We start from the raw sequence: 18,309 nt of genomic DNA, 5'->3' as shown, positions 1-18,309 counted from the left end.
GGCCATAAAATTAAAATAAAAGGAGATGTCGAACCACCGGCACGCCCAAAAAATGAACAGAAAAGAATTATTTGATATCGCCGATAATTGGTTCAAAAGCCAGAACTGGAAACCGTTCCCGTTTCAAAAGGAGACATGGACGGCTTTTCTGCAAGGCAAAAATGGACTGCTCAACGCGCCGACGGGCAGCGGGAAAACCTATGCGCTCTGGATTCCGATTGTACTCGATTATTTGCAAACGCAGGAAAAAACCCGATACAATCCGGGGCTCAAAGCGGTTTGGATCACGCCCTTGCGCGCGCTTTCGGTCGAAATCAAACAGGCCGCCGAGCGCATCATTGCCGATTTGGATTTGCCGTTGACCGTCGGCATCCGATCGGGCGATACGACCACGGCCGAACGCGCCAAACAGAAAGGCAAAATGCCCGATTTGCTCATTACAACACCTGAAAGTCTGCATTTGTTGCTCGCTTCGAAAGGGTATGCCAAGACGTTTGAAAATTGCGGTGCGATCGTGATTGACGAATGGCACGAATTGCTCGGAACCAAACGCGGCGTACAGATCGAACTGGCATTGTCGCGGCTCAAGACGGTAGCGCCGAAGATGCGCATCTGGGGCATTTCGGCGACGATCGGCAATTTGGAACAGGCGCGCGAAGTACTGCTGGGCAATGATTCCAAAACCTTGGAGAATGCGGTATTGATCCGGGCCAACATCGATAAGAAAATCAAGGTGCTGTCGGTGCTTCCCGACAAAATGGAGGCTTATCCTTGGCGCGGTCACATGGGTTTGCATTTGGTGGATGAAGTCGCCGACATCATCAAGCGCAGCCGAACGACTTTGGTGTTTACCAACGTGCGTTCGGCCTGCGAAATCTGGTTCCAACGGATGCTCGAAAAGTATCCCGAATTCGCAGGGGAAATGGCCATGCACCACGGTTCGATCAACCGCGATACACGGCTTTGGGTCGAACAGGCGATCCGCAATGAGGAATTGAAAGTCGTGGTCTGTACCTCGAGTTTGGATCTCGGGGTCGATTTTGCGCCGGTTGAATCGATCGTGCAAATCGGTGGGCCGAAAGGCGTGGCGCGTTTCATGCAGCGCGCGGGCAGGAGCGGACACCAACCCGGAAAAGAAAGCGTGATTTATTTTCTGGCGACACATGCGATGGAACTCATCGAGGCGTCGGCCTTGCGCAAGGCGGTCGCGCAAACGGTGGTCGAAGACCGGATTCCGTATTTGAATTCGTGGGATGTTTTGGTGCAATACCTCAATACTTTGGCGGTTTCTGATGGATTTTTTCCGGATGAAATAGTTGAAGAAGTCAAATCGACTTTTTGTTATCAGGCGATGAGCGAAGAACATTGGCAATGGATTTTGAATTTCATCACCAAAGGCAGCCAAAGTTTGTTGGCCTACGACGAGTACAAAAAAGTCGAAATCGAACCCAATGGTTTGTACAAAATCAACAGCCGTATGGTTGCGATGCACCACCGCATGCAGCTCGGGACGATTGTGGGCGATGCGGTTTTGAACGTCAAATTCTTGGGCGGCGGTTTTATCGGGACGATTGAGGAATGGTTCATTTCGAAGCTCAAACCGGGCGATGTATTTACGTTTGCAGGGCGAAAACTCGAATTGTATAAGGTCAAACAAATGCAGGTGTTGGTCAAAAGTGCCGAAAATGCCAAAAGTTCGAAACTCGTCAGTTGGATGGGCGGCCGTCTGTCGTTCTCGGCACAGATGAGCGAAATGCTGCGGCAGGAATTGTATTCGGCCAACGAAGATCAATTGTCGGTCGAATTGCAGGCGCTCGCCCCGGTTTTTAAACGCCAACGCAAGGAATCGATTGTCCCGAACGGAGGCGAATTCCTGATTGAAACATTCAAGACGCGCGAAGGCTATCATGCGATTTTCTATCCGTTCGAAGGGCGGTTCGTGCACGAGGCGTTGGCCAGTTTGCTCGCGTATCGCATCAGTTTGCTGTCGCCGATCTCGTTTTCTTTGGCGTATAACGATTACGGATTCGAATTGCTGTCGGATCAGGAAATCGACATGCAAAATGTACTCGACAACGATTTGTTTTCGCCGGCCCATGTGCACCATGATTTGCAGAAAAGCCTCAACGCGACCGAAATGGCGCGCCGGAAATTTCGCGATATTGCGGTCATTTCGGGATTGGTTTTTACTGGTTTTCCGGGAAAATTGGTCAAGACCAAACATTTGCAGGGCAGTTCCCAGTTGTTGTTTGAGGTGTTCCGCGATTATGAACCCGATAATTTGCTGTTCCAACAGGCATACCGCGAAGTTTTCGAACACCAATTGGAAGAAGGCCGTGTCATCCAAGCCTTGGAACGTATTGGCTTACAAGAAATCGTTTGGAGAAGATGCGAAAAACCCACGCCGTTCAGCTTCCCGATCATCACCGACCGCCTGCGCGAGAAACTGAGCAGTGAAACTCTGGCCGAGCGTATCAAGAAGATGACGGCCGCTTATATGAAAGAAAAATGACCCAGAGCATTTCGATACAAGGGCAAACTTTTGTGATGCATCCGAGCGGCGCGCTGTATTGGCTTGAACAGCAATTGTTGCTCATCTCGGATGTACATCTCGGAAAAGTAATGCATTTCAGGAAACATGGCGTTGCGGTGCCGATGCACCCGATTGCTAAAAACTTCCTGCAGCTTGATGCGGCAGTCGATTATTTCCGGCCGGAAAGCATTGTCTTTTTGGGCGATTTGTTCCACAGCAAGAAAAATGCGGAATGGGAAATGTTTGCCGATTGGGTTTCGCAAACCGATGCGCGGATTATTTTGGTGGCGGGCAACCACGACATCATCGATCAAAAGCACTATGAAGATTTGGGAATAGCAGTAGGCAACGAATGGTTGATCGGTGTTTTTTTGTTGACGCATCATCCCGAGGAAAGGGAAGGCTTTTTTAATTTTTCCGGACACCTCCATCCCGGAATTGAATTGCGTGGTTCGGGCAGGCAATCGCTCAAATTGCCTTGTTTTTTTCGGAAACCCAATCAGATGATTTTACCGGCATTCGGGACCTTTACAGGAAGATATTATCTTGTTCCTACAGAACACGATTGTGTATTTGCGATTGCAAATGCAGAAGTTGTGGTGGTTTGTTAGCCACGAATCCCCGAATTTTTAGTGCAAATGATTTGAAGGATAAAGTGTCAAATTCACTTTGTCGTCCAAGACTTTTACAAATTATCGTTCTAAAAATAATTCGTGCATTCGTGGCAAAAAAAAGGAATATCAATTCAACGCAAAAGGAGCGCTGAGTCGGAAACTCGGAACGATTACTTTAAAAGTACGCGTCGATGTGAAGTTGACCATATTGAACCAACCGCGCATCGCACCGAAAGGAGAGGAGAGCAAGCAGCCCGAATTGTAGGTGTGCGATTCACCAGGTTTAAGGACCGGTTTTTTCCCGATTACGCCTTCGCCATCTACGGTTTCCAAATCGTTGAGCGAGTCGAAGATTTCCCAGTGGCGCGAGGTCAGTTGCACCGAATCCTTGCTGTGGTTTTCTATGGTAATCTCATAACTAAAGGCAAAATGAATCTTGTGATTTTTGAAGTATGTGCCTTCAAAAGTCGTCAAGACCGAGATTTTTATACCTCTAGTGATTTGTGAAACCATAGCTATTTTATTGAAAATCACGTCAAATTTACAAAAAATTGAAATCGATACGTGTTTTTAAGGTTAAATTTATCAATTTATTATGTCTTCTGAACTGGCCACGCCTTTTCCGATCACACGGTCGTAGCGTTGGTTGTTTTCGCGGTAATACACCAAGGCGAAATAATCGCTGATGGTTTGGTAGAAATTTCCATCGACTGCATTGGCATTGTCGATTTTCCCGGTTTTGTCGGCAATCACATATTGGTAATTGGTAAAACCCTGTTTGATCATGATGGCCTTTTCATAAATGCCTTTCTCTTTGTTGTAATCCATTTTGTTTTCGGGCGTCAAGACATAATTGTTGAACATCCCGTTGATGTAGATGTCGCCTTTGCCGTAATAGGCCGGGGCCGAAAGCGAGAAAAACACCCAGGCATAATCGGCTTCGATTTCGTTGTTTTCGGCATTGACGTTCTTGATGATGAAGTTTCCGTTGTAATCGGGATAATTGGTGTATGGATTGCCGCCACGCGCGTTGTTGGTATACAGATAAGCATTGTACAATCCGCTGCCGGCATCAATTCTTGCCACAAAATTGTTGGCGCCGCGGATGTCCTTGTTTTCAAAATACATGAATTCGTTTCCGCCCCAGAACTGCGTCTCGGCGTCGTATTTGTAAATCAGGTCGTTGCCGATGGTGTACATCGGTTTGATGTTGGTGATTCCCGTATTCAATTGCCCGTTCTGCAGCAACAGCACTTTGATGTTCTTGAGCGGATTCTGGAATTGGATGTTGGCCGATTTGATCGCGAAATCGAGGTTGTGCTTGAAATTGATGTCGGCGACGTTGCGCGCGCGTTTGACCTGCATCGGTACGCTGACCAAATCTTCGTAAAGAATAAATTTGCGCGAAAAAACCACTTCCCGGTCTTCATTGAGGATTTTGAGCATGTAATTGCCGCTGACCAAAAAACGCGTCATCCTTTGGTTGGGGAACGACACCCTGTAATGCGAATAAATCTGTAAGGTATTGAAAGAATTCTGGTAATCCTGGATGCGTTGTTCGTCAAATCCTTGGATGTATTCTGCCTTGACAAGCTGCGATGGTTTCCAGTCGTAATCGCAATGCTGGATCACATAATAATAATTGGCCTCGTTGCCAAACAAATCGTCAAACTGGAACTGGAATGAGTCACCCAACCGGAACAACGGCACCATATTGATTCCATTTTGTACAAAAGTTACCGTTTTGATGTTGTAAGGCGGCGCCACTTCTTTTTCAACCTGTGCCGAGGTAAACGGAATTGCCAAGAGGAAAAGCAATCCGGCAAGAAACTGTTTGGTCATAATTGTTACTTTCAGAATTGTAAATATAACAAATTATGTTTACGGAAATTGTGTGGGAGACGCGCGAAATGTTAATTATCGGCTATTTGAAGCAAACCGGAATGATTTCGCCTGGGGCCAGGCAATACTTTTGGACGAGTTCAGGACTGATTTTTTGGGTGTAATCTTCTTCAATGACTTTGAACCCGATGCTGCGCAATTTGTCGAAATAATCACGGCCGTACACACGCACATGATCGTATTGCCCAAAGATTTTGGCGCGCTCCTTTGGATCGGTAATCGAATCATCGGCAAACGTCTTTTCGCGTTTCAAATCCTGCGGAATCTGAAAAATACCCATACCGCCTGGTTTGAGTACGCGGTAGAGTTCCTGCATCGCTTTGGTGTCATCGGGGATGTGTTCGAGTACGTGGTTGCACAGGATTACATCGTATTGGTTGTCGGCAAACGGCAGGTTGCAGATGTCTGCCTTGACATCGGCCAAGGGCGAAAACAGATCGGTGGTCGTGTAATCGAGGTTCTTCTGCTCGCGGAACAATATATAGAAAGCCTGTTCGGGGGCGAAGTGCAGGACCTTTTTGGGTGCGGTGAAGAAATCGGTTTCATTCTTCAAATACAGCCAAAGCAAACGATGGCGTTCGAGCGAAAGTGTGCTCGGAGATAACACATTGTTGCGCTGTGTACCGTATCCGTAGGGCAAGAACATGCGGAAGCTTTTGCCATCGATCGGGTCTGTGAATGTATTTCCTTTTAAAAGCAATGCCAAAACGGGCCTGGCCACATAGCTCAAACGGATGAGCAGCGGCCTCGGAATGGTATTTAATATGAACTTGAAGATTTTCTTCATTTATAGGGCAACATTCTTGAGTGGCGAGAACAACTTCGGGCAAACTCAAATTTGGAATTAAAAATTAACAAAATGTACAGGATTTCTGTTTTTGAGTAATTTGGAGATTTTGTAGGGAATACCTTCATTGCCCCCTTCCCTAAAGCGAAAATAAAAATTATCCAAAAACACTCCTTACAGAAAAACTATACTTTTTTCATTACGGTTGTTAAACCGCCAAAGGCACTTTCCTGAATTCATTTTCCTCATCGCTCTCGATGCCCAAAGCCTTATAAATATAAGCGAAAGTCGACAGCAATTCCGGCTTTCCATCGATCATGGCTACATCGTGTTCGAAATGCGCGCTCGGTTTTTTATCGGCGGTCACGATCGTCCAGCCGTCCTTAAGGTGCTTGATGTTTTTGGTCCCGAGGTTGATCATCGGTTCGATCGCGACAACCATGCCTTCGATGAACAATTTGCCGCGGCCGCGTTTACCATAATTCGGCATTTCGGGATCTTCGTGCATTTTCTTGCCGAGTCCGTGTCCCACGAGTTCACGCACGACGCCATAACCCTGCGCCTCGGTGTATTTTTGGATGGCATTGCCCACATCTTCCACGCGGTTGCCCATGCGGAATTCGCGGATGCCGACATACAGTGATTCTTTGGTAACCTGCAGCAATTTTTTGGTTTCTGGCGCGACTTCCCCAATCTCGAAAGTATAGGCGTGGTCGCCGTAAAATTCGTTTTTCAACACACCGCAGTCCACCGAAACGATGTCGCCTTCCTCAATCGGTCGGGCGGTTGGCAAACCGTGTACGACCTGCTCGTTGACACTGGTCAGAAGTGTCGAAGGACAGCCGTACAATCCGAGGAACCCCGGAATGGCATGGTGGTCGCGGATGAATTGCTCCGCCATTTTATCGAGTTGCAATGTGGTGATGCCGGGTTTGATTTCGCCCGCAATCATGCCCAATGTCTTGGAAACCAACAAGGCGCTTTCGCGCATGAGTTCGATTTCTTCCCTTGTTTTTTGAATGATCATACTGTCAGATTTAACTAGATTCCGTTCGACCTAGCGGTCTCGGATCAGTTTGCAAAAGTAAGCAATCTTTATTAATTCTTAACCGCAAAGGGAGAAACAGATTTGCAAAGTTCCCCAAGTGCAAGGTGCCTAATTTTTCCACAAGCTAATTTGCGAATGTCCTTCCTAAAGAGTCAAAATCTTTGCGGCATTTTGCTTTACTTTAGAATACTGCGGTAAAAAACTATTGTTTCTGCACATCTTGCTGGTACAAATCGAAATTGAACAGGGCCGAAACGATGAAACCATTGTTGTGCTGGAATACATTTTTGTTGTTGACTTCACGCCCGAGTTGTACCGTCTGGTTCAGGTAACCGCCTTCGAGCTTGAAATTTTTGGTAAGCGGATAACCGATGAGCGCACCAAAACGGTTCTGGTCAAAAATATTCTCGCCGATGTTTCCACCAAATCCGATGAACAATTCGTCGTACACTGCGGCATATAATTTCTTATAAACAGGCAATTGGAAACGCACCATATACCGCAAACGGTTCAGGTACAAATAATCGTCTTCCTTGTCGAGACTGGCCTTGGTGTAACGGCCCACCCAACGCTGTTCGAGCATGAACCGGTGGCTGATGCCGAGTTGGGAAATCTTATTGTTGAATTGCACCATTTCAAAGATTCGGTGTTCGGTAAAATCCTTGCCCATGCCGTTGATCGGGATGTCACCATACGGATAAGTCTCGGCCCAACCATAACCCACGCGCAGCAGCGTCTCGGGCGTCAGTTTGTAATTGACCCCGACGCGCAACAAACCCTGTTGCCAATTTTCGCCATAATCGACACGGCGCCAATGGTATTCGGTCTGCAAACCCCAGCGCTCGGAAAGATTCCACGAAATGTTGGCATTATACCAACCGATGTTATTCTTGTCGGTGATTCGGTTTTGTGCAGTCACGGCGCTCACTGCAAACAGCAGCAGGAAGAAAAAATATTTGGTTTTCAAATCATTAATAAATCAAAAGTGAAAGCCACGAATTGCACGAATTGGCACAGATGGAGTACTGAAAATTCATGTGATTCGTGGCCAAAAACTACAAAAGGGAATGTTGGGTCATGGCTGCCGGTTGCGGGACGCCCATCAAATCAAGAATGGTCGGGGCAATGTCGCCCAGAATTCCGCTGTGGATGTGCTTCAATTCGACATCCACGAGAATGATCGGTACCGGATTGGTCGTGTGCGCCGTATTCGGGCTGCCGTCCGGATTGACCATCGTTTCGCAATTGCCATGGTCGGCGATGACGATGGTCGTGTAACCATTTTTCAACGCAGCAGTGATTACTTTTTGGGCGCATTGGTCCACGGCTTCGCAGGCTTTGACCGCGGCCTCGAAAACGCCGGTATGGCCTACCATGTCGCCATTGGCAAAATTGAGGCACACAAAATCGACTTCGTTTTTATCGAGTTCCGGGACCAACGCATCGGCGAGTTCGAACGCACTCATCTCGGGTTGCAAATCATAGGTCGCGACTTTAGGAGAGTTGCGCAGGATCCGTGTTTCGCCTTCAAAGGGTTCTTCGCGCCCGCCCGAAAAGAAAAACGTCACATGCGGGTATTTTTCGGTTTCGGCGATGCGGATTTGCTTTTTACCATGCTTCGACAGCACTTCGCCCAAGGTTTCGGTGATGTTGTCCTTGTCAAAAATACGGTAAATGTTGTTGAACGTATCGTCGTAGTTGGTCATCGTCACATAATACAAATTCATCTTGTGCATGTGGTGCTCCGGGTGGTCTTTTTGCGACAGTACTTCGGTCAATTGGCGCCCGCGGTCGGTGCGGAAGTTGAAGAAAATCACGACATCGCCTTCCTTGATCGTCACGAGCGGTTCGTCGCGCTCGTTGGTCATTACGATGGGTTCGATGAATTCGTCGGTAATGTTACTGGCGTAACTTTGTTCGATGCTTTGAACGGCATCTTTGGAATGCGTTCCGGTTCCGTGTACCAATAAATCATAGGCTTTTTGGACACGTTCCCAACGTTTGTCGCGGTCCATCGCATAATAACGTCCGACAACCGAAGCCAGTTTTGCCGAAGTGCCTTTGACATGGTCGACGATTTCTCCAATGAAACCCGCACCCGATTTCGGGTCGACGTCGCGCCCATCGGTAAACGCATGGACATATACTTTTTCCAATCCGTAATCGTGCGAGGCATCGATGAGTCCTTTCAAATGGCTGATGTGTGAGTGCACGCCACCGTTCGAAACCAAACCTAAAAAATGCACATCTTTATCATATTCCTTGGCATAATGAAACGCATCGGCAATCGCTTTTTCCTTGTTGAACGTCTTGTTTTCGACCGCAAGATTGATCTTGACCAGATCCTGGTAGATGATGCGGCCCGCGCCGAGGTTCATGTGGCCGACTTCGGAATTGCCCATTTGGCCGTCGGGCAAACCTACGTTGAGTCCGTCGGTGCGCAGTTCGGCGTTCGGATACTTTTCGAAAAGACTTTTGATGAAAGGAATTTGGGCATTATCAGGGGCGGAAACTTTCGGGTCGGGCGATTTTCCCCAGCCGTCCAGGATCATGAGGATGACTTTTTTGTTCATGGAAGTGGTTTTACGTTGTCGGTTCGGCCTTCGGCCTTGTGTGAACAAAGATAGCCAAAATGTCAACAGCAGAAAATCAGGCTTCGGTTAAAAATAATTTAAAACCAGTTTTTGGCCTTGTTGTAATCGATATAATAGCGGATGCTGACCGAGAATACATTGGTCAAATCGTCCTTGAGCAGTCGGCTGAAGTTGTCGCCGAAATTCTTGTCGATGTAGTTGAGGTTGCGCGTATCCGACAAGGCATTGTTGCGGTACAGGAACGACAATTGGCTGCCCGGGGCAAACCACCACGAATACGACAAATCGAAATTCCAGGTGTTGAAGTTGACGTTTTTGTCTACATTATAAGTCGAAGGCGCCAAAGTGCCATCGGCCTGCAAATTTTCAAAGGCCGTGTTTTTGGCATACGACCAATAATACCGCGCCAGTAACTTGACCGTCATGTTGTTGTTGATCGCAAACTTTGACTCGAGCGTGTGCGTATGCGTATCGCGGTCGCGTTTGGCAAAAACGATGTCATCGCCCGAAAACGCAATGAGTCCGCGGTTATTTTTGTTGTAGAGGTAATCGTAGCTGTAAATGAGCAGGATGCTGTTGCTGACCCGGTAGCGCGGACTTACAAAAAACTCGAAATTGTAGCGGTCTTTTTCACTCGTCATCTGGATCGACGGTTCGATGTCGAGCGCCAGACGGTTGTTGTAATTGGAAGAAAAATAAATCCAGCCGCGGTAATTTTCTGGGATTTCGACAAAACGTCCTTCGGTTTGCGGCTCATAGAAATCATAGGTCTTGAACGGCCGGATGTTGACCCCATAACCCAAATAGTGGTTCTTGCGGCTCGTAGAATTCACATACATATTGAGCGTTCCCTGTTGCATGCGGCCCGTGGAGTTCTGGAATTCAGAATACAACTCGGTGTAAAATACAAACGTGTTGTAATGTTTGGTCGGATTCAGGATGCGGTAGTTGCCATAAGCCTCGACCGTATGGTAATTCGTCAGGAAATTGATGCCAAGGTCGTTGTTGTCGTAGTCCTTTGAGACATAACTTCCGGCCACGCGGTAACGGTATTTGCCACTGGTTTCCCCCAAATTCAAATAAGTGCTGAAGCCTTTGCGGTCGTTGCCGATGCCGTTTTCGTTGATGTAGCTGTATTTGAAATTGCCCGAAGCGTTGTAGGTGTTCTTGCGTGTATTGAGGTCAAAAACGCCCGCTGTCACATTGGCATCGCGGTACTGGCCGTTCCGCGTCACATTGGTATTGACAAGCGAAACCGATGAATTTTGGTTGAAACGCTGGTCGACAACGACCACATTGTAATTGGCCAACGGCTCAACTTCTACTTTTCGGCGTTCACCCGAAACCTGGTCCACCACGATGGCGTCGGTCTTTTCGGTCACCGCGTTGAGTACGCCAATTCCTAGCCCGCCTTTGGTGCGGCCCGAAACCTTGAGCGCATTGATCAAGTTCACCGCCGATGGATATTCGGTTACTTTTTCATTTGCGTTGGTGACCGGATAGGTCGAGGGTTCGCCTCCTATGCGCCGTGTATACAATAGGTTTCCTTTGTTGAACAATTCGGTACCTTCGGTAAAGAAAGGCCGGTTTTCGTTGAACTGCTGCTCGAACGGGCCGAGGTTGAGCACGACATTGTCAAACCGCGTCTGCCCAAAATCGGGAACGAGAATCGCGTCGAGCGTAAAGGCGTCACTGATGCCGTATTTGATGTCCATGCCGAGCTTGAATTTGTCTTCCGAACCGGCGTTGTTCGATTCATAATAATAAGAAGAATAGGGAATGAAGAACAAACGCGTCGGCGGCTTGATGTATTGGATGCCCTCGAGATAACCCGATTGCAGGCTTTCGTTGGCAATTTTCGCATCGATGAAATTCCAGGTGTATTTTTGACGATCGCGGCGAAACTCACGATAGAAATTGATGCCCCAGGTTTGGATCGGGTCCTTGGAGAAACGCAGCCAGGCATACGGAATCTTCATTTCGACAACCCAACCGTAATCGGTGATCTTGACCTTGCTTTCCCAAATTGCATCCCAGGTAAAATCTTCGCCGCCTTGGTCGGTGAACACGCAATCCATCTGTACGTTGGCCGAACTGACAAAAAATCGAAAATCCTGCTGGCCGTCGTTGTAGCCGTTGATGAACACCCCAAAGTGTTCCGAGGTCCCAAAAAGATCGCGTTGCGTGACTTCCTTGAGCATTTTTTGCGGCTCGTTGTCATACATCGTCGCGGCGATGTACACCGCATCGTCATTGTAAACGACCTGCACATTGGTTTTTCGGGATTCGTCGACAAGTTTGCCGTTGTCGGGTTCGAACATCACGAAATCGGAACCGATGGGTGCGGTTTTCCAGATTTCTTCGTTCAGGACGCCGTCTACTGTAATATTTTCAGTAACAGAAATTGCCTGCAAAGACTTGCGCTGCGCATACGAAACGCTCATGGTCAAGAGTAGGAATGCTGTCAGAAAGCACAGTTTTTTCGTCATACAACTTGGGGTTGGTCAAACAAAAATAATTATTTTACTCAAAATCACAATCTTTTTACAATAATTCGCAAACTCTTGCGTTTTACCCTTCCAAGTTTTCCTCAATCATTCTAATTATGTAGTTTGTCGGTAATTTTTGCATTTCGACGATTATTTTAATGTTAAAAAATTTTTTTAATTGATCGAAGTTTCTATTTTTGCCGTCCCCAATCTATGTCTAACATAAACAAAAAGAATGATTTATAGAATTTTACCGATGATGGCGTTGCTGCTGATGTCATTCTCAACCAACCAAACCCGTTCGGAAAAACCAACCCGTATTGCCACGACTACCGCTTCGGCGATTGAAACCAAAGCGGCTGCTGTTTACGGCCAACTCCATTCCGCTACCATTTCCGCTTTACCCAAGATGGAAAGCTTCTCCAAAGCGCTCCAAGGTTTTTATGCCTTGAAAGCCGAAGGCAAAGTCACCAAGGATATTTTGACTTTGGTCGATTTCAGCTTGTCGTCGAATACCAAAAGGCTTTGGGTCATCGATTTGTCTACCAATACCATTTTGTTCCACTCGCTCGTGGCGCATGGCAAAAACTCAGGCGAGGAATTCGCGAACCGTTTTTCGAATGTTTCGGAATCGTTCAAGAGCAGCCTCGGATTTTATATCACCGGCGAAATCTACAACGGCAAACACGGCAAGTCACTCAAATTAGACGGACAGGAGCGTGGCGTCAATGACAATGCCCGAAACCGCGCCGTCGTGATGCATGGCGCCGATTATGTGTCGGAATCGTTCATCAAAAACCACAAACGCTTGGGAAGAAGTCAAGGTTGTCCGGCCATTCCGGTAGAACTGACCGATGACATCATCGATGCGATCCAAGGCAAATCTTGTTTGTACATCTACCATCCGGCCAGAAAAGCGCCGTGCAAGTTACTTTCGTAATTTCTGGTACAAATCCTCATCGAGGTTGTAAATATCGGGACGGAATTCCAAATCGCCGTTCCTTTCCCTCCAGGCTGTCCAATACAATTGGTGCAGCCTTATTTTTTGCTTCAGATTGATCGTCGTCGTTTTTTTGGTCGCGACCAAAGTATCGATTTTGGCGCGGTTCCACTTGATCGAATCATTGAGCATATACTCGGCCATCGGCAGCGGATCTTCGACACGCACACAACCCGAGCTCAAACTGCGGTAGTTTTTCCCGAAATAATCGCGGTGGTTCGTATCGTGCAAATACACGGTGTAATGGTTCGGGAAATTGAACTTGACCACGCCCAAGGAATTGTAATAACCCGGCGCCTGGACATAGCGGTAAGCCCGTGGATTTTTGGGATTCCATTTTTGTGGATCAACGACCGCACCTTTCGAATTATAGATCGTAATGCTGCGGTTGGCGAAATAACTGCGGTTGTTCGTCGCGTCGGGCACGAGATCTTCGCGAATGATGGTCGGCGGCACCGTCCAGGTTGGATTAAAGACAATGTTGTTGAAAGTCGAAGACAAAATCGGTGTCTTGCGTTCGGCTTTGCCTACTACGATGCGTTTGCGTTCGATCGTATCGCCGTCTTTGATGATCCGCAAATAATACCCCGGAATATTCACGATAATATAATGATCGCCGAAATCACGCGGGAACCAGCGCCAACGCTCGAGATTCGCCATGACCTGTTGCTTGCGCCGGATCGGTGAAAAATTGAGCGCCTCGACCGTGCCTTTCCCGATTACGCCATCGGTCGCGAGCCCGTGCCGGCGTTGGAAATTCTTGATCGCTTTCCAGGTTTTCTTGTCGTAGATTTTGGTGATGGTGTCCATCGGTGCCAGTTCTTTCCAGATGATCAAACGTCTTTTGATCGAGGGAATGATCGAACTGGTGTCGCCGCGCACGATCTTTTCGGTAAAAGTCATCGTCTTGACCGTGTCTTTCGGATAGTTGTCCAATTCCACCAAAGCCTGTTTGAGACTTTGATAAATCACGTGTTGGGGTTTGATGCTTTCGAGCGACTGGGCCAGCGAATCGCCTTCGATGCCATTGTGCAGCAACGCATTGATGTCGATCGGGTTCTTTTTCAAGTCCCAGTCGCGGTAGATTTTCTTCGGGTCGAGCTTGCCGTTGCTGAGGTGCCAGATGTATTTTTGGATCGAGGCCGTGAGCAGGAAATCATAAGACACCATTTCGGCATCGGATAGTTTGTTGACTTTGGCTTCGAGTTTTTCGATTTTTTTGACGTTGTAATCGTTCGGGAAAAGTCCTTCCTTTTCGGAAGATTGTAGCAATTCGAGCAGTTTTTTGCGCTCCGCGGGCGCAATCCAAACCGTAGCAAAACCATAGGAACGGTAGAATGCCGTCAAAGTCGCATCGTCTTTTTTGGTGACCACGGTCGAATCAAACGCAATGCTGGTCGAGTCGCGCCTGAGGTCGATTTCCTTCGGTTTGGGCTCGGCAACCGGATTTTCCTTTTTGCAACCGATCAAGAGTAAAGACAATATGACAAGAATAAGCTTCTGCATGGGGCGAATTTAAAAACAAGATAACCAATTCCGGCATGCGTTGGCCGACAAGTGTCAGAATCTTTTGAACATAATATAGTGCGGCCCGATATCGGCAATCTCAAACGGTTTCCCAAAGATTTCATAACCCAATTTCTGGTAAAAGCCCACGGCGATTTCGCGCGCGTTGAACCAAATCAAATCGGCATTTCGCTTTTTGGCGTCGTTTTCGGCATAAGCCACCAATTGCTCGCCGATGCCTTTTTTCTGGTGGTTCGGCAGCACCGCCATGCCGCGCAGTTGGAACTGGTTTGCCGAATCGAAAGCCGTATTCGGGATGGCAAACATCGACGCGATACCGATCAAATTTCCATTTTCAAAATAGCCAAAATGTTTGGTCGAGTCGAGCTGGTCGCCATCAAAGTGGCAACTTTCGATTGGTTTTCCGGCCCTCAAAACCGGTTGGCGCACCGAAAAAGTCTCGGTGGCGCTGATTTCTTTTACCATTTTTATAAAATTTTATGACCCCAAAATCGGGCGGTAACGGTTTAAAAATAAAATATTTATCGTTTCAGTTTGCACCGCATGACCATCAAAAAACAATTTTTTACCTCCAAAAACTTGCAACAAAGCAAAATTGTTATTTATATTTGCACCGTTATGCGGAAGTAGCTCAGTTGGTAGAGCTCCAGCCTTCCAAGCTGGTTGTCGCGAGTTCGAGCCTCGTCTTCCGCTCTTAGAGCCTGAACATTTGTTCGGGCTTTTTTTATGGCGTTCCGGCTTGCTGCGCCGCCGTCGGGCTTTCCACTACAAGTCCTCGCTCGTTCCTCGCTGCGGGCTTTTCGCTCCAATCCCTAACGCGGACACGCTTCGCTTTCAGACTCGGCTGCGCCTTTCAGATTATCAGAAACGTCTTCGGCTGCAGACACGCTTCGCTTCGGATTGTTGGAGTCTGAAAATCCGACAATCTATCTCAAAAAAGACAAATCGCTTCCCGTTTCCAATTCCTCCGCTTCGTGGTTTTGCCTGAACAAACGCGCTTTCAAATCGCCTTTGAGGATAATCTGGTCGCCCAAAACTTCGAGCCAACTGCCTTCGCGCAATCCCAAAACCGGCACCGAATTGAATTGGTGGAATTCCTTGATTCTTGTCTCGCGCGTTTCGCCCATGTGCTTCGACTGCAGATCGGCATCCAAATAATGCGGATTCAAATTGAACGGAATCATACCCAAAGTCTGGAAACTCGGCGGGTAAATAATCGGCATGTCGTTGGTGGTTTGCATCGTCAGTCCGGTGATGTTGCTGCCGGCGCTGCTGCCCAGGTAGGGCGTTCCGTTCTTGATCGTTTCGGCCAGGGTTTCCATGACCTGGTTTTTGTACAATTGCGTGACCAGCAAAAAGGTATTGCCGCCACCGGTGAAAATCGCCTCGGCTTTCTTGATGGCTTGGTTTGGGTTGTCGTATTCGTGCAATCCGCTGACGTTTTTGTCGATCTGGGCAAAGGCCGATCGCACCTTGTCGGTATAGGCATCGTGCGAAATTCCGCCCGGGCGAGCATACGGGATGAACAGGATCGAACGGCAATCTTTAAAGAAAACCTCGAGTGTCGGCAAAAGGTATTCGAGGTATTCGCCGCCGTGCAAAGTTGAGGTGCTGGCGATAATCAATTTTTTCATGGCAACTGGGTTTGTTGTCGTAAAGGTAAAAAATCTGGCGCAATCGATTCGCCTCAAAAAAATGCCGCTTTACCTCAATTAACAGAAATTTAAAAATCCGTTGGCAATTAATTGGCAGCCGTGCCGAATACTTTTACGCTACCCAACCTTAACGCTAACAAGATGAACAAATTCCTGTTTGTATTCGTCGCCATTTCATTTGTGCCGCAAAAAACACTGGCACAGGAAAACCGTAAAAACCTGAAGGGGAAAATTTCGGCCTATGCCGGAAGCCTCGAAAGGCGTGTATGTCATCAACAAACAAACCGAACACCACGAATTGACGCAAGAAAATGGCTATTTCTCGATCGTCGCCGCGGTAGGTGATACGCTGATGTTTTCATCGACTTTGTTCAAGGGCAAAATGCTGCCACTGGAAACGGAAGATTTCGAAAAGGAATTGCTGATTGTCAAACTCGATCCCGTGATGCAACAAATCGCCGATGTCACGGTGATGCAATACAAAAACATCAATGCGGTCGATCTCGGGATCATCCCAAGAGGGCAAAAAAGTTACACACCCGCCGAACGCAAGCTCAAGACGGCCAACGGTTACAATGCGCAGTTCGGGCTCGATACCAAGGTGACGCTCGATCCCATATTCAACATGCTCTCGGGCCGAACGGCAGAGTTGCGCAAAAATGTGGAAGTCGAGAAAAAGGAATTCCTGTTGGCCAAAATCGAGGACCAGTTCGAAAAAGAGTATTTCACCGAAAAACTGAACCTGCCCGAGGAACACGTCAAAGGTTTTCAATTTTATATCGTAGAAAACCCTAGATTTGTGGCAGCCCTGAATGAAAAAAATAAAACCATGGCGCAGTTCATCATGAGTGAAATGGCCGTACAATACCTCGAAATTCTTGCAAACGAAAAAAAATAATTGGCTTTTCCTGGTCTTTCTGTTGTTGGGCCAGACGGTATTTTCCCAAACGACGCCCCAATGGTTTTCGGGTAAAATCGTGGTCGACTCGACATCTGCCGAAAATATCAACATCCAGAATTCCCGTACACAGAAAGCGACGGTTTCCAATAAGAAAGGCGAATTCACGATTGAAGTCAAACTCGGGGATTTGCTCATTCTGTCCTCTTTCAACCTCGACACCAAGCGCAAGTTTATCCGCGAGGAAGACCTCAAGGGCGAGCTCGTCATCATCAAAATGACGCTCAGCGCGAATGCGATCGATGAGGTCAAGGTCAACGAGAATACCGAAATCAACGCTAAAAATCTTCGGATTCCCACCGCGCAAAAAACCTATACCCCGGCCGAACGCAAGGTAAGGACGGCCACGACGGGTTTGCTCGATCCGATACTCAATCGTTTGTCGGGCCGCACCAAAATGCTCAAGAAACAGGTGTTGGTCGAGCGCAACGAACGGTTGCTCCTCAAGCTTGATGGCTGGTACGAGGACGAATATTACATCAACGAGCTCAAGATTCCTGCGGATTACGTCGGTGGATTTCAATATTACATCGTCGAAGATCCCGATTTTGCGCGCGCACTCGAAGACAAAAACAAAACGTTGACGATGTTTTATGTCAAGAAATTGGCCGTCGAATACGTGAACCTAATCAAGCAGGAGCAGGCCGAAGAACAACAACTCAAACAAAAGCCATGAGAAAGGCGGTCGGTTTTTTGCTGCTCGCTTTGGTTTTGGTGTCGTTTTCGGTACACCAATTCTATGTCTCGATTTACCAGATCCAATACGCGCCCGAAAAAAAGAGGCTGCAAATTACTTCGCGTATTTTCATCGATGACCTCAATGCGGTGTTGGAAGCCAAAAACAAGCAAAAGGCTTTTTTGGGCGAGAAAAATGAATCGGCCGAAGATGTGTCGCGCATGAAAGATTACCTGCTCCAGCATTTTTCGATCAAGGTCAATGGGCAGCCGAAGCCGATTCAATTCCTGAGCCATGAATTTGAAAATAACGTCGTCATCTGTTACTTTACGGTCAAGGATGCGACTAAAATCAAAACGATGGAAATCCGCAACACGGCACTTTTTGAATTGCATCCCGAACAGCAAAACATCATCAATGCCAATGTTTCGGGGGACAAGGAGAGTCTTTTACTCACGACGGACGAACCGGTGGGTGTGTTAAAATTCAACTAGGTTTCTGTCGTTTTAGAAAAAAAGTTATTTTT

Annotated in this window: 16 protein-coding genes and 1 tRNA gene; 7 read left to right on the top strand and 10 right to left on the bottom strand. The window is 47.5% G+C overall.

What is annotated here, in order from left to right:
• Positions 1 to 52 precede the first annotated feature (52 nt).
• Both QM717_RS01755 and pdeM read left to right on the top strand, forming a co-directional pair.
• Positions 53 to 2,512 carry a ligase-associated DNA damage response DEXH box helicase gene (locus tag QM717_RS01755; RefSeq protein WP_415034220.1) on the top strand — a complete coding sequence of 820 codons (2,460 nt, stop codon included), beginning with the start codon at positions 53 to 55 and terminating at the stop codon, positions 2,510 to 2,512.
• Positions 2,509 to 3,144: a ligase-associated DNA damage response endonuclease PdeM gene (gene pdeM, locus QM717_RS01750; RefSeq protein WP_415034218.1), complete on the top strand. Its 636-nt coding sequence runs from the start codon at positions 2,509 to 2,511 to the stop codon at positions 3,142 to 3,144. Before QM717_RS01755 ends, pdeM begins: the two co-directional genes overlap by 4 nt.
• 129 nt (positions 3,145 to 3,273) lie before the next feature.
• Here the strand turns inward: pdeM and apaG are convergent, their stop codons facing one another.
• From apaG to QM717_RS01715, 7 genes are all read right to left on the bottom strand, one after another.
• Positions 3,274 to 3,660, bottom strand: a complete 387-nt coding sequence (gene apaG / locus QM717_RS01745) for a Co2+/Mg2+ efflux protein ApaG (RefSeq protein WP_415034216.1) — start codon at positions 3,658 to 3,660, stop codon at positions 3,274 to 3,276.
• Positions 3,661 to 3,732: 72 nt separating this feature from the next.
• A complete protein-coding gene (locus QM717_RS01740; protein WP_415034214.1) occupies positions 3,733 to 4,989 on the bottom strand; it encodes a DUF5103 domain-containing protein in 1,257 nt (418 codons plus the stop codon).
• Positions 4,990 to 5,071: 82 nt separating this feature from the next.
• Entirely contained in the window at positions 5,072 to 5,836 is a 765-nt protein-coding gene (locus QM717_RS01735; RefSeq protein ID WP_415034212.1) for a class I SAM-dependent methyltransferase, read from the bottom strand.
• Positions 5,837 to 6,044: 208 nt separating this feature from the next.
• Positions 6,045 to 6,863, bottom strand: coding sequence for a type I methionyl aminopeptidase (map, locus tag QM717_RS01730; RefSeq protein WP_415034210.1), 819 nt, complete (start codon positions 6,861 to 6,863; stop codon positions 6,045 to 6,047).
• 223 nt (positions 6,864 to 7,086) lie between these two features.
• Complete coding sequence (locus QM717_RS01725; RefSeq protein WP_415034208.1) at positions 7,087 to 7,851, bottom strand: DUF2490 domain-containing protein; 765 nt, start codon at positions 7,849 to 7,851, stop codon at positions 7,087 to 7,089.
• An 88-nt stretch (positions 7,852 to 7,939) separates the two neighbouring features.
• Positions 7,940 to 9,457: a 2,3-bisphosphoglycerate-independent phosphoglycerate mutase gene (gpmI, locus tag QM717_RS01720; protein ID WP_415034206.1), complete on the bottom strand. Its 1,518-nt coding sequence runs from the start codon at positions 9,455 to 9,457 to the stop codon at positions 7,940 to 7,942.
• A 98-nt stretch (positions 9,458 to 9,555) separates the two neighbouring features.
• Positions 9,556 to 11,967: a DUF5916 domain-containing protein gene (locus QM717_RS01715; RefSeq protein WP_415034204.1), complete on the bottom strand. Its 2,412-nt coding sequence runs from the start codon at positions 11,965 to 11,967 to the stop codon at positions 9,556 to 9,558.
• A gap of 235 nt (positions 11,968 to 12,202) precedes the next feature.
• Here QM717_RS01715 and QM717_RS01710 point away from each other — a divergent pair, with 235 nt between their 5' ends.
• A complete protein-coding gene (locus QM717_RS01710) occupies positions 12,203 to 12,907 on the top strand; it encodes a murein L,D-transpeptidase catalytic domain family protein (RefSeq protein WP_415034202.1) in 705 nt (234 codons plus the stop codon).
• On the opposite strand, the gene QM717_RS01705 is transcribed toward QM717_RS01710, so the two are convergent.
• A complete protein-coding gene (locus tag QM717_RS01705) occupies positions 12,896 to 14,473 on the bottom strand; it encodes a L,D-transpeptidase family protein (protein ID WP_415034200.1) in 1,578 nt (525 codons plus the stop codon). The genes QM717_RS01710 and QM717_RS01705 overlap by 12 nt on opposite strands.
• Before the next feature lie 54 nt (positions 14,474 to 14,527).
• Complete coding sequence (locus tag QM717_RS01700) at positions 14,528 to 14,959, bottom strand: GNAT family N-acetyltransferase (RefSeq protein WP_415034198.1); 432 nt, start codon at positions 14,957 to 14,959, stop codon at positions 14,528 to 14,530.
• A 155-nt stretch (positions 14,960 to 15,114) separates the two neighbouring features.
• On the opposite strand from QM717_RS01700, the gene QM717_RS01695 reads away from it, so the two are divergent.
• A tRNA-Gly gene (locus QM717_RS01695) sits at positions 15,115 to 15,187 on the top strand.
• A 233-nt stretch (positions 15,188 to 15,420) separates the two neighbouring features.
• On the opposite strand, the gene pepE is transcribed toward QM717_RS01695, so the two are convergent.
• On the bottom strand, positions 15,421 to 16,128 hold the full coding sequence (pepE, locus tag QM717_RS01690; RefSeq protein ID WP_415034196.1) for a dipeptidase PepE: 708 nt from the start codon (positions 16,126 to 16,128) through the stop codon (positions 15,421 to 15,423).
• Positions 16,129 to 16,390: 262 nt separating this feature from the next.
• Here pepE and QM717_RS01685 point away from each other — a divergent pair, with 262 nt between their 5' ends.
• From QM717_RS01685 to QM717_RS01675, 3 genes are read left to right on the top strand one after another with little or no spacing between them, the layout of a single operon-like run.
• Positions 16,391 to 17,047 (top strand): hypothetical protein, encoded by a 657-nt coding sequence (locus QM717_RS01685; RefSeq protein WP_415034194.1) that lies wholly within the window; start codon positions 16,391 to 16,393, stop codon positions 17,045 to 17,047.
• Complete coding sequence (locus QM717_RS01680) at positions 17,028 to 17,783, top strand: hypothetical protein (protein ID WP_415034192.1); 756 nt, start codon at positions 17,028 to 17,030, stop codon at positions 17,781 to 17,783. Before QM717_RS01685 ends, QM717_RS01680 begins: the two co-directional genes overlap by 20 nt.
• Positions 17,780 to 18,277 carry a DUF6702 family protein gene (locus tag QM717_RS01675; protein WP_415034190.1) on the top strand — a complete coding sequence of 166 codons (498 nt, stop codon included), beginning with the start codon at positions 17,780 to 17,782 and terminating at the stop codon, positions 18,275 to 18,277. Before QM717_RS01680 ends, QM717_RS01675 begins: the two co-directional genes overlap by 4 nt.
• Positions 18,278 to 18,309: the final 32 nt, after the last annotated feature.

Source organism: Flavobacterium sp., assembly GCF_047602195.1.
Classification (GTDB): Bacteria; Bacteroidota; Bacteroidia; order Flavobacteriales; family Flavobacteriaceae; genus Flavobacterium.
This window is presented reverse-complemented; position numbering and strand designations above follow the sequence as displayed.

Excerpts from the sequence above, each read along its gene's own strand:
- QM717_RS01755 (WP_415034220.1), top strand. The coding sequence starts at position 53 with ATGAACAGAAAAGAATTATTTGATATCGCCGATAATTGGTTCAAAAGC.
- pdeM (WP_415034218.1), top strand. The coding sequence starts at position 2,509 with ATGACCCAGAGCATTTCGATACAAGGGCAAACTTTTGTGATGCATCCG.
- apaG (WP_415034216.1), bottom strand. The coding sequence starts at position 3,660 with ATGGTTTCACAAATCACTAGAGGTATAAAAATCTCGGTCTTGACGACT.
- QM717_RS01740 (WP_415034214.1), bottom strand. The coding sequence starts at position 4,989 with ATGACCAAACAGTTTCTTGCCGGATTGCTTTTCCTCTTGGCAATTCCG.
- QM717_RS01735 (WP_415034212.1), bottom strand. The coding sequence starts at position 5,836 with ATGAAGAAAATCTTCAAGTTCATATTAAATACCATTCCGAGGCCGCTG.
- map (WP_415034210.1), bottom strand. The coding sequence starts at position 6,863 with ATGATCATTCAAAAAACAAGGGAAGAAATCGAACTCATGCGCGAAAGC.
- gpmI (WP_415034206.1), bottom strand. The coding sequence starts at position 9,457 with ATGAACAAAAAAGTCATCCTCATGATCCTGGACGGCTGGGGAAAATCG.
- QM717_RS01715 (WP_415034204.1), bottom strand. The coding sequence starts at position 11,967 with ATGACGAAAAAACTGTGCTTTCTGACAGCATTCCTACTCTTGACCATG.
- QM717_RS01710 (WP_415034202.1), top strand. The coding sequence starts at position 12,203 with ATGATTTATAGAATTTTACCGATGATGGCGTTGCTGCTGATGTCATTC.
- QM717_RS01705 (WP_415034200.1), bottom strand. The coding sequence starts at position 14,473 with ATGCAGAAGCTTATTCTTGTCATATTGTCTTTACTCTTGATCGGTTGC.
- QM717_RS01700 (WP_415034198.1), bottom strand. The coding sequence starts at position 14,959 with ATGGTAAAAGAAATCAGCGCCACCGAGACTTTTTCGGTGCGCCAACCG.
- pepE (WP_415034196.1), bottom strand. The coding sequence starts at position 16,128 with ATGAAAAAATTGATTATCGCCAGCACCTCAACTTTGCACGGCGGCGAA.
- QM717_RS01685 (WP_415034194.1), top strand. The coding sequence starts at position 16,391 with ATGCCGGAAGCCTCGAAAGGCGTGTATGTCATCAACAAACAAACCGAA.
- QM717_RS01675 (WP_415034190.1), top strand. The coding sequence starts at position 17,780 with ATGAGAAAGGCGGTCGGTTTTTTGCTGCTCGCTTTGGTTTTGGTGTCG.